Here is a 14,691-nt window from a genome sequence, read left to right as displayed (position 1 = left end):
GGGGTCCACGATGGGGGCCACCACCGCACCGCACCGCACTCAATGAGGAGGCACGGCCGTGACCGATGCCGATCAGGCCCGCGACCGGATCCGCGAAGACGCCGTGGAAACGGCGCTGGGCAAGCTGGATCTCGACACCAAGACCCGGCTCCTGGCCGGCCAGGACATGTGGTCGCTGCCCGCCGTCCCCGAGATCGGGCTCGGATCCCTGGTGATGTCCGACGGGCCCATCGGGGTGCGCGGCGTGCGCTGGACCGCCGACGACCCGTCCATCGCCCTGCCCTCCCCGACCGCGCTCGCCGCCGCCTGGGACCCGGGCCTCGCCCGCCGCGCCGGCCGGCTCCTCGCCCAGGAGGCCCGCCGCAAGGGCGTCCACGTCCTCCTCGCCCCCACCGTCAACCTGCACCGCTCCCCGCTCGGCGGGCGCCACTTCGAGTGCTACTCCGAAGACCCGTACCTCACCGGAGCCATCGGCAGCGGCTACGTGAACGGCGTCCAGGACGGCGGCGTCGGCACCACCGTCAAGCACTTCGTCGGCAATGACGCCGAGACGGAACGCTTCACCGTCGATTGCGTGATCGCCCCCCGCCCGCTGCGCGAGCTGTACCTGGCGCCCTTCGAGGCCATCGTCACCAACGCCCACCCCTGGGGCATCATGACCGCCTACAACCAGGTCAACGGCACCACCATGACCGAGCACCAGTACCTGGTGAACGAGGTCCTGCGCGCCGAGTGGGGCTTCGACGGCTACAACGTCTCCGACTGGATGGCCGCCCGCTCCACCACCGGGGACATCCTCGGCGGCCTCGACGTGGCCATGCCCGGCCCCAAGACCGTCTACGGGCCGGACCTCGCCGCCGCCGTCCGCGCCGGTGAGGTCCCCGGGGCCGCCGTCGACGGGGCCGTGCGCAACGTGCTGCGCCTCGCCGCCCGCGTCGGCGTCCTGGAAGGCGCCCCCGCCGTGGTCACCGAGCCCCCGGCGCCGCTCGACGGGCAGGCCCTCGCCCGCGAACTGGCCGTACGCGGCTTCGTCCTCGTGCGCAACGAGGACGGCGCCCTGCCCCTGGAGGCCGGCGCGGGCCGCACCGTCGCCCTCAGCGGCGCCGCCGCCCGCGACGCCCGCGTCCTCGGCGGCGGGTCCGCCACCGTCTTCCCCGAGCGGGTGGTCTCCCCGCTCGACGGGCTCACCGCCGCCCTCCCCGAGGGCGCGCTCAGCTACGTCGTCGGCGCCGACCCGAGCGACGAACTCGGCCCCGCCGACAAGGGCTTCGAGCTGCATGCCGTCTGCCGCGACGCCTCCGGGGCCGTCCTCGGCGAGGGCAGCCTGCCGAGCGGCCAGGTCCAGTGGATCGGCGACGACCTGCCCGCCGGCACCACGTACGGGACGATGGCGAGCATCGAGGTCACCGGCACCTTCCTGCCGCGCGAGAGCGGCGAGCACGCCTTCGGCACCCGCGGACTCGGCGCCTTCGCCCTCGCCGTCGGCGGCCGGACCCTGTGGGAGGGCGTCCAGGAGATGGGCGACGAGGCCGACCCCTTCGAGGCCTTCTTCGGCGCCCCCAGCGAGCGCGCCCGGCTCACCCTCACCGCGGGGGAGCCCGTCGAGGTCTCGCTGACCTACCAGGTCCCCGACATGAGCGCCCTGTCGCTCAAGGCGATCATGTTCTCCCTGCTCCACCTCGGCCCGCGCCGCGACGCCGACGAGCTGATCGCGGAGGCCGTCGAAGCCGCCCGGGCCGCCGACACCGCCGTCGTGGTCGTCGCCACCACCGACCGCGTGGAATCCGAGGGCTTCGACCGCCGCGACCTCACCCTCCCCGGCCGCCAGGACGACCTCGTACGCGCCGTCGCCGCCGCCAACCCCAACACCGTGGTCGTCGTCAACGCCGGCTCCCCGGTGGAACTCCCGTGGCGCGAGGACGTCGCCGCCGTCCTCCTCACCTGGTTCCCCGGGCAGGAGGGCGGCGCCGCGCTGGCCGACGTACTCCTCGGCGACGCCGAGCCCGGCGGGCGCCTGCCCACCACCTGGCCCGCCTCCTTCGCCGACGCCCCCGTCACGGAGGTCGTCCCGACCGAGGGGCGCCTGGAGTACCGCGAGGGCCTCTTCATCGGCTACCGGGCCTACGAGAAGCACGGTGTGATCCCCGCCTACCCCTTCGGGCACGGCCTCGGCTACACCGGCTGGGCCTACGAGTCCCTCGAAGTCACCGCCGACACGGCCCGGGTCCGCCTGACCAACACCGGTGCCCGGCCCGGCCGCGAGGTGGTCCAGATCTACGTGGCGCCCGTCGCCGACGCCGTGGAACGCCCCGCGAGCTGGCTCGCCGCCTTCGCCGGCGTCGAGGCGGGCCCCGGCGAGAGCGTCGAGGTGGAGGTCCCGCTGCCCGCCCGCGCGTTCGAGATCTGGGACCAGGCCGCGCGCGGCTGGCGGCGGATCGGCGGGACGTACGAGGTCCGCGCGAGCCACTCGCACGCCGACACCCGGCTGTCGGTCACCCTCGACCTGTGAGCCGCCCCGCAGGCCGCTGACCGGCGCGACACGCCGTAGGACCGGTATGGCCGGAAAACGACCATGATTGCGGCCGATGAACCGGACCGGGGGCGGGCCCTGACACCCGCCCCCGGTCCTTCGGCGTCAACGCGGGGGCTGCGCCGCCGTCACCTGGCGGTGCGCCAGTTCCGCGAGCCGGGCCTGCCCGTCCCTGCCCGGGTGGAACCAGTCCCAGCGGCTCAGCTGCTCCGCGGAGAAGGGGTACTGGAACACCGCCCCGCCGTCGTAGCGGCACAGCTCGTCCTTCGCGCAGACCTCGCGCAGCACCTCGTTGTACTCGACCACCCGCGCCCGCACCTTCTCCCGGCGGGCCGTCGCGGCGTCCGCCCCCGACAGCGGTTCGGCGAGCATGGACTGACAGATCCCCAGCTTCCAGACCTGACGCACCATCGGGCTGTCCTTGCCCTGCTCCCACAGCCGCTGGAGGTCCGGCACCGAGGACACGTACACCTGCGACGCGGGCGACGCGGCCCGCAGTTCCTTGAGGGACCGCTCGAAACCGGCCCGGAACTCCGCCACCGGAGTCATCGAGGAAACCGTCGGACGGCAGGCGTCGTTCGAGCCCACCATCACCGTGACCAGGCCGGGCTTGTGCCCGGCCGCCGCGGCCAGCTGCCCGGGGAGGTCCGCCATCCGCGATCCCGTCACCGCGAAGTTCCAGCTGCGCGCCGGCACCTCGGACTCCCCGAGCAGCCGGGCCGCGAGGGACTGCACGGCGGGATCGCTGCCGGTGGCCCAGGACACCTCCGGGCAGTCGGCCAGGACCGAACAGGCGTCGAAACCACGGGTGATGGAATCCCCGACGGCCGCGACCGAAGCGGGCGCGGTGTTCCAGCGCGGTGCGGCGGCCTGCGCCCCCCGCTCGCCCCCGGACTCCGGCCCCCCGGAATCACAGCCCGTGACCGCCGCCGCCAGGACGGCCACCGCCACGCCCGCCCCCGCGACGGTCCGGCGCACGCTTCGGCGCGGAGCGGTCGTGCGCATCGCGTGGTCCCTCCCTCGTCGCCCCGCGTCCGTCCGGGGGGCGTCCTGCTGAGTGAATGCTCTGTGTTTACGGGTCTTGGAGCGACCGTACGTCACACCATGACCCCTGGCGCACGGTAGCTTTTTCCCGTGGCGTTTCGGCCGCAGGTGCCGCTACGCAATGTCAAATAATTTCCGTTACATTACATCACGTCACATACTGTCCGTTTTCTGGAGTTTATTCCCGACCTCGTCCCACACTGGAGGTCCCGGTGACGACACGTGGAGTTCTGTACGTGCATTCCGCACCGCGCGCGCTCTGCCCGCACGTGGAATGGGCTGTTGCGGGCGTGCTCGGGGTGCGGGTGAACCTCGACTGGATCCGGCAGCCCGCCTCCCCCGGCACCTGGAGAGCCGAGTTCTCCTGGCAGGCCGAGGCGGGAACCGCCTCGAAACTCGCCTCCGCCCTGCGCGGCTGGCATCTGCTCCGCTTCGAGGTGACCGCCGAACCCTGCCCGACCGCCGAGGGGGAGCGCTACAGCTCCACCCCGGAGCTGGGCATCTTCCACGCCGTCACCGGCATGCACGGCGACATCCTGATCCCCGAGGACCGGCTGCGCGCCGCGCTCGCCCGGTCGGCGCGCGGCGAGACCGACCTGGAGGCGGAGATCGCCAAGCTGCTCGGCAAACCCTGGGACGACGAACTGGAGCCCTTCCGCTACGCGGGCGAGGGCGCCCCCGTCCGCTGGCTCCACCAGGTCGTCTGAGCCCCGGCAACGCGAAAGGCCCACCCGGACACCGGGTGGGCCTTTCGCGTGAGCGGGACCGCTAGACGCTTCGGAACGCGAGGGTCACGTTGTGGCCGCCGAAGCCGAAGGAGTTGTTGATCGCGGAGATCGGGCCGTCGACGGGAAGCTTGCGCGGCTCGCCGCGCACGATGTCGGCGTCGATGTCGTCGTCCAGGTCGTCGACGTTGATCGTCGGCGGGGCGATCCGGTGGTACAGCGCCAGCACGGTCGCGACGGTCTCGATGCCGCCCGCACCGCCCAGCAGGTGACCGGTCATCGACTTGGTCGCGGAGATCGCGATGTGGTCGAGGTCGTCGCCCAGGACCTTGCGCAGGGCCTTCAGCTCGGCCGTGTCACCCTGCGGGGTGGACGTGGCGTGCGCGTTCAGGTGGACCAGCTCGGAGGTGTCCAGGCCGGTGTTGTCGAGCAGGTTCTGCACGGCGGCCGCGACACCGCGGCCCGTCGGCTCCGGCTGCGCGATGTGGTGGCTGTCCGCGGACAGGCCCTGGCCCAGCACCTCGCAGTAGACCCGGGCGCCGCGCGCGGCGGCGTGCTCGGCGGACTCCAGCACCACGACGCCCGCGCCCTCGCCGAGGACGAAGCCGTCACGGGCCTTGTCGTACGGACGCGAGGCCTGCTCGGGGTGCTCGTTGTTCTTGGACATCGCCATCATGTTGGCGAACGCCGCGATCGGCAGCGGGTGGATGGCCGCCTCGGTGCCGCCCGCGACGACCACGTCGGCACGGCCGGTACGGATCATCTCGACGGCGTAGCCGATGGCCTCGGCGCCCGACGCGCACGCGCTGACCGGCGTGTGCACACCGGCGCGGGCGTTGACCTCGAGGCCGACGTTGGCCGAGGGGCCGTTCGGCATCAGCATGGGGACGGTGTGCGGGGAGACCCGGCGCACACCCTTTTCCTTCAGTACGTCGTACTGGTCGAGCAGGGTGGTGACGCCGCCGATGCCGGAGGCGATCACGGTGCCCAGACGCTCGGGCGCGATGGACTCGTCCTCGCCGGCCGGAGCGGTGTAACCCGCGTCCGCCCAGGCCTCACGGGCCGCGATGAGGGCGAACTGGGCCGAGCGGTCGAGCTTGCGGGCCAGCGGGCGGGGGAGTACCTCGCTCGGGTCCACAGCGGCCTGGGCGGCGATGCGGACCGGCAGTTCGGCGAAGCGCTCGCCCTCCAGGGGCGAGACGCCGGACCGGCCGGCGAGCAGACCTTCCCAGGTCGAAGCGCTGTCGCCACCCAGCGGAGTGGTTGCGCCGATACCGGTGACGACCACGGTGCGATTGGTCGGGCTCACAGGAATTCTTTCTCCACGTCTAAGGGGGTGCTGAATTGTCACGGCGCCACCGCCAGGTGGCGACAAACGCTCGTCAGGCTCAGGCCTGGTGCTTCAGGATGTAGCTCGCGGCGTCGCCGACCGTCTTGAGGTTCTTGACGTCCTCGTCCGGGATCTTGACCTCGAAGCGCTCTTCGGCGGCGACGACGACCTCGACCATGGACAGCGAGTCGACGTCCAGGTCGTCGGTGAAGGACTTGTCGAGCTGGACGTCCTCCTGCGGGATGCCGGCGATCTCGTTGACGATCTCCGCGAGACCTTCGAGGATCTCTTCCTGCGTGGCGGCCATGTGGCGCTCCTTCTGTAGCTAACTGGATGAATCAGGGTCGGAACGGGTCCCGTGCCCTAGGGGAGGGTAACGACCGTCGCGGCGTAGACGAGCCCCGCCCCGAAGCCGATGACGAGCGCGGTGTCGCCGCTCTTGGCCGCTCCGGTCGCCAGGAGCCGCTCCATGGCGAGCGGAATCGAGGCGGCCGACGTGTTGCCGGTGGTTTCCACGTCACGGGCGACCGTGACGTGCTCCGGCAGCTTCAGAGTCTTCACCATCGAGTCGATGATCCGCATGTTCGCCTGGTGCGGAATGAAGACGTCCAGGTCCTCCGCGGTGATCCCGGCCGCGTCGAGCGCCTGCTGGGCCACCTTGGCCATCTCGAAGACGGCCCAGCGGAAGACCGCCTGACCCTCCTGCGTGATGGCCGGGAACTTCTCGCCGCCGTCCTTGCCGAGGTACTCGTCCCACGGCACGGTCTGCTTGATCGTCTCGGACTTGTCGCCCTCCGAGCCCCACACCGTGGGGCCGATGGCCGGCTCGTCCGACGGACCGACGACCACGGCGCCGGCGCCGTCACCGAACAGGAAGGCCGTCGCGCGGTCCTCCAGGTCGGTCAGGTCCGAGAGCCGCTCGACACCGATGACGAGGACGTACTGCGCCGACCCCTCGACCACCAGGCCCTTGGCCAGCGTCAGACCGTAGCCGAAACCGGCACAGCCCGCCGAGATGTCGAACGCCGCGGGCTTGCCCGCGCCGATCCGGTGCGCGATCTCGGTCGCGACGGCCGGGGTCTGCTTGAAGTGCGAGACCGTCGAAACGATCACCGCACCGATCTGCTCCGGGGAGACCCCGGCGTCCGCGAGCGCCTTCCCGGACGCCTCCACGGACATCGCGGCGACCGTCTCCTGGGGCGAGGCCCAGTGCCGGGTCGCGATGCCGGAGCGGGACCGGATCCACTCGTCGGACGAGTCGATCGTCTCCAGGATGACCTCGTTGGGCACCACCCGGGTCGGGCGGTAGCCGCCGACACCGAGGATGCGGGCGTACGGGGAGCCCTTGGCCGGCTTGATCTTCGACATGCTGTGTGGGCTCCTTCTCTCAGGCCGGCTGCTCGGCGAGGAGCGCCGCGGCCTTGTCGAGATCGTCCGGGGTCTTCAGAGCCACGTTCGGAACGCCCTTCAGCGCCCGCTTGGCCAGACCCGTCAGGGTGCCACCGGGGCAGAGCTCGACGATCCCGGTGACGCCCAGCTCGGCGAACGTCTCCATGCACAGGTCCCAGCGGACCGGATTGGCGACCTGGCCGACCAGGCGGGCGACGACGTCGGCACCCGTGGCGACGACGAGGCCGTCCTTGTTCGATACGTACTTCAGCGCCGGGTCGGCCGGGGCGAGGGCCTCGGCGGCCTTCTCCAGCGTCGCCACCGCGGGCGCCATGTGGTGCGTGTGGAAGGCGCCCGCGACCTTGAGGGCGACGACCTTCATGGAACCCTCGGGCTTGTCGGCCACCAGGGCGGCGATCTGCTCCGCGGTACCGGCGGCCACGATCTGGCCGGCGCCGTTGATGTTGGCCGGGGTCAGCCCCAGCTTCTCCAGGTGCGCGACGACCACGTCCTGGTCACCGCCGAGGACCGCGGCCATGCCGGTCTCGGTGACGGCGGCGGCCTCGGCCATGGCCAGACCACGGGTGCGGACGAAGGACAGCGCCTCGTCCTCGCCGAGCACACCGGCGTACGCGGCGGCGGTGATCTCGCCGACGCTGTGCCCCGCGACGGCGCCGAAGGCGGAGGAGCCGTCGCCGAGGGCGGCGGTCAGCGCGGAAGCGGACAGCAGGCCCGCCGCGACCAGCAGCGGCTGGGCCACGGCGGTGTCGCGGATCTCGTCCGCGTCGGCGTTCGTGCCGTAGTGGGCGAGGTCGAGCCCGAGGGCGTCGGACCACCCGGCGACGCGTTCGGCGGCACCGGGGAGTTCGAGCCAGGGAGTCAGGAAGCCGGGCGTCTGAGCGCCTTGGCCTGGAGCGACGAGTACGAGCACCCTCACACTCTCTCTTGTGGACGGTCCCCGCCGCCCGTGGGGACAGGGACGAAGAACCGTCGGGCTAATTGTTGATGTCCGACAAAAGTCTAGGACTGCGGATCTCCGTCGGCCAGACGTCCCAGGATCAGGGCGATCCGCAGCGTGAACGCCGAACGAACGTCGGAGGGTGACCAGCCGGTGACGTCGGTCACACGTCGGAGCCGGTAGCGCACCGTGTTCGGGTGCACGAACAGCATCCGCGCCGCCCCCTCCAGGCTGCTGGCCTGCTCCAGATAGACGCTCAGCGTCTCCAGCAGAGCCGAGCCCGCCTCTTCGAGCGGTCTGTAGATCTCCTCCACCAGTTGCTCCCTGGCCGAGGGATCCGACGCGATCGCCCGTTCCGGCAGGAGATCGTCCGCCAGCACCGGGCGCGGCGCGTCCTGCCAGGCCGTGCAGGCCTTCAGCCCGGCGGCCGCCGCCTGCGCCGACTTCGTCGCGTTCAGCAGGTCGGGCACCACGGGCCCGGCCACCACCGGACCGGCCGCGAACGGCCCGATCAGGGACTTCGCCACCTGCATCGGGTTGTCGCTGCCGCCCGCGATCACCACCAGGCGGTCGCCCAGCACGCCGGTCAGCACCTGGAGCTTGTGGTGGCGGGCCGCACGCCGGATCGCCTCGACCGTCAGCTCGCTGTCCCCGTCCGGGGCGGTGCCCAGCACCACGCACACGTGCTCCGGCGAATTCCAGCCAAGGGCCGCGGCCCGCGACAGCGCGCCCTCGTCGGCCTCGCCCGAGAGCACGGCGTTGACGACCAGGGACTCCAGCCGGGCGTCCCACGCCCCGCGCGCCTCGGCGGCCTGCGCGTACACCTGGGCGGTCGCGAAGGCGATCTCCCGGGCGTACACCAGCAGCGCCTCGCGCAGGATCGACTCGTCGCCCGGGGCCGCCACCTCGTCGATCGCGGCCTCCATGACCTCGATCGTCGTACGGACCATCTCGACGGTCTGGCGCAGGGTGATCGCCCGGGTCAGCTCGCGCGGAGCCGTCCCGAAGACGTCGGTGGAGATGGCCTGCGGTGTCTCCGGGTGCCGGAACCACTCCGTGAACGCGGCGATGCCGGCCTGTGCGACCAGGCCGATCCACGACCGGTTCTCCGGCGGCATGGCCCGGTACCACGGCAGGGTCTCGTCCATCCGCGCGATCGCGTTGGCGGCGAGCCGGCCGGAGGACTTCTCCAGCCGGCGCAGCGTCGCCGTGTGGGGGTGCGGCGGATGCGCGGGACGGGTCTCGGGGGACTGCTCACGTTCGGGTTGGGGCACGGGACAAGACTGCCTTATCGGCGCCCCGGCGCGGACTCGGGTCCACGGGCCGTCGCCCGCCGGGGGCTACCGTGACCCCCATGATTGATGTACGCCGCGCCGCCGACCGGTACGGGGGAGGGGACGCGGGCGCCGGGATCGCCACCCGCCACGCCTTCTCCTTCGGGTCCTTCTACGACCCGGACAACATCCGCTTCGGCCCGGTGCTGGCCTGCAACGAGGAGCGGCTCGCCCCCGGGGCCGGCTTCGACGAGCACCCCCACAGCCACACCGAGATCGTCACCTGGGTGGTGGAGGGCGAGCTGACCCACCGGGACGGCATCACCGGCGAGAGCGGCGTGGTCCGGCCCGGTGACGTCCAGCGGCTCGGGGCGGGCGACGGGGCCCGGCACGTGGAGCGCAACGACGGCGCGGTCCCGCTGCGGTTCGTGCAGACCTGGCTCGCGCCGCTGGTCGCGGGCGGGGAGCCCGCGTACGAGGTGGTACGGGACCTCGCGGACGACGCCCCGTACAAGGTCCCGGCGGCCGGGGCGGTGCTGCACGTGCGGCGGCCGGGCGCGGGCGAGCGGGTCCCCGTACCGGCGGCGGAGCGGGTCTACCTGCACGTGGTGCGCGGGGACCTGCGGCTCGACGGGGCGGAGCTGGGCCCGGGGGACTCGGCGCGGATCACCGGCGAGAAGGACCTGGTGATCACCGCCGGGTCCCCCGGGGAGCTGCTGATCTGGGAGCTTCCGCTCTAGCGGGAGGCCGTGCGCAGCTCGGCGAGGACCGCGTCGGTGAAGGGGGTCCAGGCCTCCACCGCCCAGGGGCCGAAGGCCCGGTCGGTCAGCGCCACGCAGGCGGCGCGGGCGTCCGGGTCCACCCACAGGAAGGTGCCGGACTGGCCGAAGTGGCCGAAGGTGCGCGGGGAGGAGGTGGTGCCCGTCCAGTGCGGGGACTTGCCGTCGCGGATCTCCAGCCCGAGCCCCCAGTCGTTGGGGGACTGGTGCCCGTAACCGGGCAGGACGCCCTTGAGGCCGGGGTGCACCACGGAGGTGGCCTCGGCGACCGTGCGGACGTCCAGCAGCCGCGGCGCCTGCAGTTCGGCGGCGAAGCGGACCAGGTCGCGGACGGTGGAGACGCCGTCCTTGGCGGGGGAGCCCTCCAGGGTGGTCGAGGTCATGCCCAGCGGCTCGAAGACGGCCTGGTGCAGGTACTCGGGGAAGGGGATCCCGGTGGCCTTGGCCAAGTGATCGCCGAGCACCTCGAAACCGGCGTTCGAGTACAGCCGCCGCACTCCGGGCGGGCCCATGACGCGGTGCTCGTCGAAGGCCAGGCCGCTGGTGTGCGCGAGGAGGTGACGGACCGTCGAGCCCTCGGGCCCCGCCGGTTCGTCCAGCTCGACCGCGCCTTCCTCGTACGCGACGAGGGCGGCGTACGCGGTGAGCGGCTTGGTGACCGAGGCCAGCGGGAAGCGGTGGTCCAGCGGCCCGTGGGAGCCGGCCAGGCTCCCGTCGGCCCGCACGACGGCCGCGGCGGCGGTCGGTACGGGCCAGGTCTCGATGGTCCGCAGACTTGCCATGCTGTTGACGGGTTCCAGGCTCTCCATGCGGCCGAGCCTACTTGCTTGGAGTGCACTCCAGGGTTTTAGCGTGGAGTCATGAGCCAGAGCCTGACGCAGACGCGGTACACGATCAGCGAGGTCGAGGCCCGGACCGGTCTGACCCAGCACACGTTGCGCTGGTACGAACGGATCGGCCTGATGCCGCACGTGGACCGCTCCCATTCGGGACAGCGGCGGTTCACCGACAAGGACCTCCACTGGCTGGCCTTCGTGGGCAAGCTCCGCGCCACCGGCATGTCGGTGGCGGACATGGTCCGCTACGCCGAACTCGTCCGCGAGGGCGACCACACGGTCGACGAACGCCGCGCCCTGCTGGAACACACGCGCCGCGAGGTGCGCGCCCGCATCGCGGAACTGACCGACGCGCTCGGCGTACTGGACTTCAAGATCGAGATGTACGCGACGAACACCCTCGCGGGGAAGGCGAAGCAATGACGGAGCGCAACGGCACCATCGGGCGGGTCGAGCTGGGCAAGGGCGGGCCGGCCGTCGGGGTGCAGGGGCTCGGCTGCATGGGCATGAGCGAGTTCTACGGGGACACCGACGAGGCGGCGGCCCGCGCGACCCTGGACGCGGCGCTGGCCGCCGGGGTCACCCTCTTCGACACGGCGGACGCCTACGGGCGCGGGGCGAACGAGGAGTTCCTCGCCCCGTTCGTGGCCGCCCACCGGGACGAGATCACCCTCGCCACGAAGTTCGCCATCGAGCGCACCGACGACCCCCGGTACCGGGGCTTCCGCAACGACCGCGCCTACGTCCGCCAGGCCGTCGAGGGCAGCCTGCGGCGGCTCGGGGTGGACGTGATCGACCTCTACTACATGCACCGCCGCGACCCGGCCGTGCCGTTCTCCGAGTCGGTGGGCGCCATGGCCGAGCTGGTCCGGGAGGGCAAGGTGCGCCACCTGGGGCTCAGCGAGGTCACCGGGCCCGAGCTGCGCGAGGCGTACGCGGTCCACCCGATCGCGGCGCTCCAGTCGGAGTGGTCGCTCTTCAGCCGGGACGTGGAGCGCAGCGCGGTCGGCGCGGCGGCGGAGCTGGGCGTGGCCTTCGTGCCGTACTCCCCGCTCGGACGGGGTTTCCTGACCGGGGCCTTCGCGGACGCCTCCGTCGAGCTCTCCGCCGACGACTACCGGCGCCACCAGCCCCGCTTCACCGGGGACAACGCCAAGGCCAACGCGGCGCTGCTGGCCCCGGTCCGGGAGATCGCGGCCGCGCACGGGGCCACCCCGGCGCAGATCGCGCTGGCCTGGGTGCAGCAGCGGGCGGCGGTGCACGGGCTGACGGTGGTCCCGATCCCCGGCACCCGCAAGCCCGGCCGGGTCGCGGAGAACACCGAGGCGACCCGGATCACCCTGAGCGGGCCGGAGCTCGCCCTGCTGGAGCCGATCGCGGGCCGGGTCGCGGGGGACCGCTACCCGGACATGACCTTCAGCTCGGCGGCGCGCGAGGAGGAGTAGGGCCCGCTCCGGCGACCGGCGCCACTTTGACGACGGGGCCTACGCGTCCGCGGCGAAGCGGTCGCGCAGGGCCGCGTACTCCGAGTCGGTCAGCAGGCCCGCGCCGTAGAGCTCGCTCAGGTGCCGCAGGCGGCCGTCCTCGGCGGAGCGGGCGCGGGACAGGGAGGCCACCGGGGTGCGGCCGCGCAGGGCCGCCAGGACGGCCGCCGCGAACGGCAGGGACTCGTGGACGGCCCCGTACCCGACCCCGAACACGGCGGCGGCCAGGTCGTGGTCGGCGCGGGCGTCCCCGACGCCGGGGGCGGGGTCCCGGGTCAGCAGGCGCAGGTGGCCGACGCCGGGGCGCTCGGGGGAGACCCACTCGACGCCGGACAGGGCGCTCAGCGGGTACCGCTGGTCGCCGGCCCGCCACTTGGTGCTGGAGGCGCCGGTGCGCGACCAGTGGAAGGTGACGGCCGTACCGTCGAAGCTCACCCGCGCGTCGTACGCCTTCAGCTGCAGGGGCGGCTGCGGGACCGGGACCAGGAAGGGGCCGGCGGGCTCGTCGGCATCGGGGCCCAGCCGTGCGCGCAGCGCGTCGGCGAAGGCCTCGGCGTCCGCGGCCCGGTCCGCGGGCAGCGTGAGCCGGTAGGGGTCGCAGACCTCCTTCAGCTGCCCGGCGGCAGCCTCCATCAGCGGATCCGCCCCCGTACGCGGTGCGGCGCGCAGCACCACCGCGTCCCGTCGGCCCCCGGACACCTCCACGCTCACCCCGGACATCGCTTCCAGGGGGATCCGCCGTTCGCCCAGCGCGTTCCAGAGGCGTGGAGTCCGTATCCCCCGTACGAAGCGGATGAGCACCGAGTCCGAGTCGAACTCCCAGACGGCATGATTTCCGGCCAGTACGTCACCCATGCGGCACATCGTAAAGGGACGCGACCCCGCGCGTCCCCCTCGTCGGCAAGGACGATTTTCCCGTCTGTTACGCCTACGGGGCGCCGGCGGCCACCCTCAGTGGCCGTCCGTGCCGGAAATTCCGCGTCGGCAGTCGTCGGCGCCGCTCGCACACGCGACGGAACCGAAAGCGCCGGTTCCGATCTTGGCGAAGTTGTCCAGGGAAGTGGTGCCTGGCTCGAAGTAGCCGGTGTGGCTCCGGGCCCCGGCCGAGGACAGCACCCGGGCGCCGAAGCCGGGGGAGACCGGGTCCGCCCCGTGGCCCAGTCCGCCGAACTCCAGGTGCGGTACGTCGGCGATCCAGTCGCCCTCGTCGCGCATGGCCCAGACCCGCGCCGAGGTGTGCAGTTCGGCGGCGTTCCCGGCCCGCATGCCGGGACTGCCCGCCACCACCAGGTCGGTCACCCGGGCCGGCAGCCGGTCCGCGGCCACCCCGCACACCACGGATCCGTAGCTGTGGCAGAAGAGGGCCACGCTCGCGTCCCCGGGCAGGGCCGCGGTCAGGGACTCCAGCCGCGCGGCGCCCTGTACGGCGAGCCGGCCGGTCGCGGCGTCCACGCCGAGGCCGGTGGGCGCGGTGTAGCCCGCCCAGGCGATGACGGCGCTCGCGTCGTCGGGCGCGGCCGCGCGCTCGGCCTCGTACAGGGACTGCGCCATGCCGACGGGGGCGGTGAGGCGGCGCTGGCTGCGCTCGAAGGTGAGCGCGTCGGTGTCGACGCCGGGGACGATCACCGAGACCCGGCGGGCGGCGGCGAGGTTCCCGAACACCTCGGCGGCGAGGCCGCCGCCGGTGGGGTCGAAGACGAGGATCTGCCGGCCGGGCTCGGCCAGCGATTCGAAGCGGTGGGCGCGGCGGACGGCCTCGGCCCGGTCGGCCGGGGTCAGGGCCACGTCGAGACCGCGGGCCTCCTCGACCCGGGCGGCCTCGGCCAGGGAGGTGCGGTTGGCCCGGTAGCGGGTCTCGGCGGGGGCGCCGTCGAGGTTCCCGACGACGAGCGGGTAGCCGTCGGCGAGGCGGGCCCGCTGGGCGCCGTCGAGCTGGGAGAAGAAGCGGGCGACGGTCCGTACGGGGGCGTCGGCGGCCGGTACGGTCCGTCCGTCGATGCGGGCCACGGACCACGCGGCGAGCGCGGCGGCCCGCGGCGCGGTGCCCACCTCGGGGCGGTGCACGGCGGTCCAGCCGGTGGTCGCCAGCATCAGGAAGACCACGGCGAGCGCGAGCAGCGTGCGCAGGACGGCCTGGCGCGCGGGGGCGTCGTCGGCATCGGCGGCGGCGGGGTGGGCGGGGTGGCCGGGCAGGTTCACTGGAGCCAGCGTAGGAGACCACTGGAGTCCGTGGCGCTCCGGGTGACAGGTCTCACGGCCGGTCGTGGGACACACCGGCCCTTCGGTCACGGTCAGTTGCGGCCCGACCCCCCGGCGCCGCCGGGCTCAGCCCCCGGCCGCGC

Annotated in this window: 14 protein-coding genes; 5 read left to right on the top strand and 9 right to left on the bottom strand. The window is 73.1% G+C overall.

Translation table 11 applies throughout. From position 1 onward, the window contains the following. Nucleotides 1-58 precede the first annotated feature (58 nt). Nucleotides 59-2,509 (top strand): glycoside hydrolase family 3 protein, encoded by a 2,451-nt coding sequence (locus ACFV0Q_RS07095; RefSeq protein WP_385001663.1) that lies wholly within the window; start codon nt 59-61, stop codon nt 2,507-2,509. A 126-nt stretch (nt 2,510-2,635) separates the two neighbouring features. Here ACFV0Q_RS07095 and ACFV0Q_RS07090 read toward each other — a convergent pair whose 3' ends face one another. Beyond that, a complete protein-coding gene (locus ACFV0Q_RS07090; RefSeq protein ID WP_385001660.1) occupies nt 2,636-3,535 on the bottom strand; it encodes an SGNH/GDSL hydrolase family protein in 900 nt (299 codons plus the stop codon). Nucleotides 3,536-3,786: 251 nt separating this feature from the next. Here ACFV0Q_RS07090 and ACFV0Q_RS07085 point away from each other — a divergent pair, with 251 nt between their 5' ends. After that, entirely contained in the window at nt 3,787-4,281 is a 495-nt protein-coding gene (locus ACFV0Q_RS07085; RefSeq protein ID WP_030160508.1) for a DUF3145 domain-containing protein, read from the top strand. 61 nt (nt 4,282-4,342) lie between these two features. Here the strand turns inward: ACFV0Q_RS07085 and fabF are convergent, their stop codons facing one another. The 5 genes from fabF to ACFV0Q_RS07060 form a co-directional block, all read right to left on the bottom strand. Next, nucleotides 4,343-5,608 (bottom strand): beta-ketoacyl-ACP synthase II, encoded by a 1,266-nt coding sequence (fabF, locus tag ACFV0Q_RS07080; RefSeq protein WP_385001657.1) that lies wholly within the window; start codon nt 5,606-5,608, stop codon nt 4,343-4,345. A gap of 79 nt (nt 5,609-5,687) precedes the next feature. After that, nucleotides 5,688-5,936 (bottom strand): acyl carrier protein, encoded by a 249-nt coding sequence (locus ACFV0Q_RS07075; protein WP_385001654.1) that lies wholly within the window; start codon nt 5,934-5,936, stop codon nt 5,688-5,690. Between the two features lie 56 nt (nt 5,937-5,992). Continuing rightward, nucleotides 5,993-6,997, bottom strand: coding sequence for a ketoacyl-ACP synthase III (locus ACFV0Q_RS07070; protein WP_351821428.1), 1,005 nt, complete (start codon nt 6,995-6,997; stop codon nt 5,993-5,995). Between the two features lie 19 nt (nt 6,998-7,016). Next, nucleotides 7,017-7,949 carry an ACP S-malonyltransferase gene (locus ACFV0Q_RS07065; protein WP_385001651.1) on the bottom strand — a complete coding sequence of 311 codons (933 nt, stop codon included), beginning with the start codon at nt 7,947-7,949 and terminating at the stop codon, nt 7,017-7,019. A gap of 89 nt (nt 7,950-8,038) precedes the next feature. Further along, nucleotides 8,039-9,250, bottom strand: a complete 1,212-nt coding sequence (locus ACFV0Q_RS07060; RefSeq protein ID WP_266838856.1) for a helix-turn-helix domain-containing protein — start codon at nt 9,248-9,250, stop codon at nt 8,039-8,041. An 80-nt stretch (nt 9,251-9,330) separates the two neighbouring features. Here ACFV0Q_RS07060 and ACFV0Q_RS07055 point away from each other — a divergent pair, with 80 nt between their 5' ends. Next, complete coding sequence (locus ACFV0Q_RS07055) at nt 9,331-9,990, top strand: pirin family protein (RefSeq protein WP_385001647.1); 660 nt, start codon at nt 9,331-9,333, stop codon at nt 9,988-9,990. On the opposite strand, the gene ACFV0Q_RS07050 is transcribed toward ACFV0Q_RS07055, so the two are convergent. After that, nucleotides 9,987-10,811, bottom strand: a complete 825-nt coding sequence (locus ACFV0Q_RS07050) for a serine hydrolase domain-containing protein (RefSeq protein WP_385001745.1) — start codon at nt 10,809-10,811, stop codon at nt 9,987-9,989. The genes ACFV0Q_RS07055 and ACFV0Q_RS07050 overlap by 4 nt on opposite strands. Nucleotides 10,812-10,889: 78 nt before the next feature. Between ACFV0Q_RS07050 and ACFV0Q_RS07045 the strand changes: the two genes are divergently transcribed. Together ACFV0Q_RS07045 and ACFV0Q_RS07040 are read left to right on the top strand one after the other, a co-directional pair. Further along, nucleotides 10,890-11,288, top strand: coding sequence for a MerR family transcriptional regulator (locus ACFV0Q_RS07045; protein WP_385001643.1), 399 nt, complete (start codon nt 10,890-10,892; stop codon nt 11,286-11,288). Then, nucleotides 11,285-12,310: an aldo/keto reductase gene (locus ACFV0Q_RS07040; RefSeq protein ID WP_385001639.1), complete on the top strand. Its 1,026-nt coding sequence runs from the start codon at nt 11,285-11,287 to the stop codon at nt 12,308-12,310. Before ACFV0Q_RS07045 ends, ACFV0Q_RS07040 begins: the two co-directional genes overlap by 4 nt. Nucleotides 12,311-12,349: 39 nt before the next feature. Here the strand turns inward: ACFV0Q_RS07040 and ACFV0Q_RS07035 are convergent, their stop codons facing one another. Both ACFV0Q_RS07035 and ACFV0Q_RS07030 read right to left on the bottom strand, forming a co-directional pair. Continuing rightward, a complete protein-coding gene (locus ACFV0Q_RS07035; protein ID WP_385001636.1) occupies nt 12,350-13,213 on the bottom strand; it encodes a DUF4429 domain-containing protein in 864 nt (287 codons plus the stop codon). 87 nt (nt 13,214-13,300) lie between these two features. Beyond that, nucleotides 13,301-14,440, bottom strand: coding sequence for an alpha/beta hydrolase (locus ACFV0Q_RS07030; RefSeq protein WP_385001742.1), 1,140 nt, complete (start codon nt 14,438-14,440; stop codon nt 13,301-13,303). Nucleotides 14,441-14,691 lie beyond the last annotated feature (251 nt).

The sequence above is a fragment of the Streptomyces sp. NPDC059564 genome, from assembly GCF_042735575.1.
Lineage (GTDB): Bacteria > Actinomycetota > Actinomycetes > Streptomycetales > Streptomycetaceae > Streptomyces.
The sequence above is the reverse complement of the archived record's forward strand: the minus strand, read 5'-3'. Positions and strand labels throughout refer to the sequence as shown.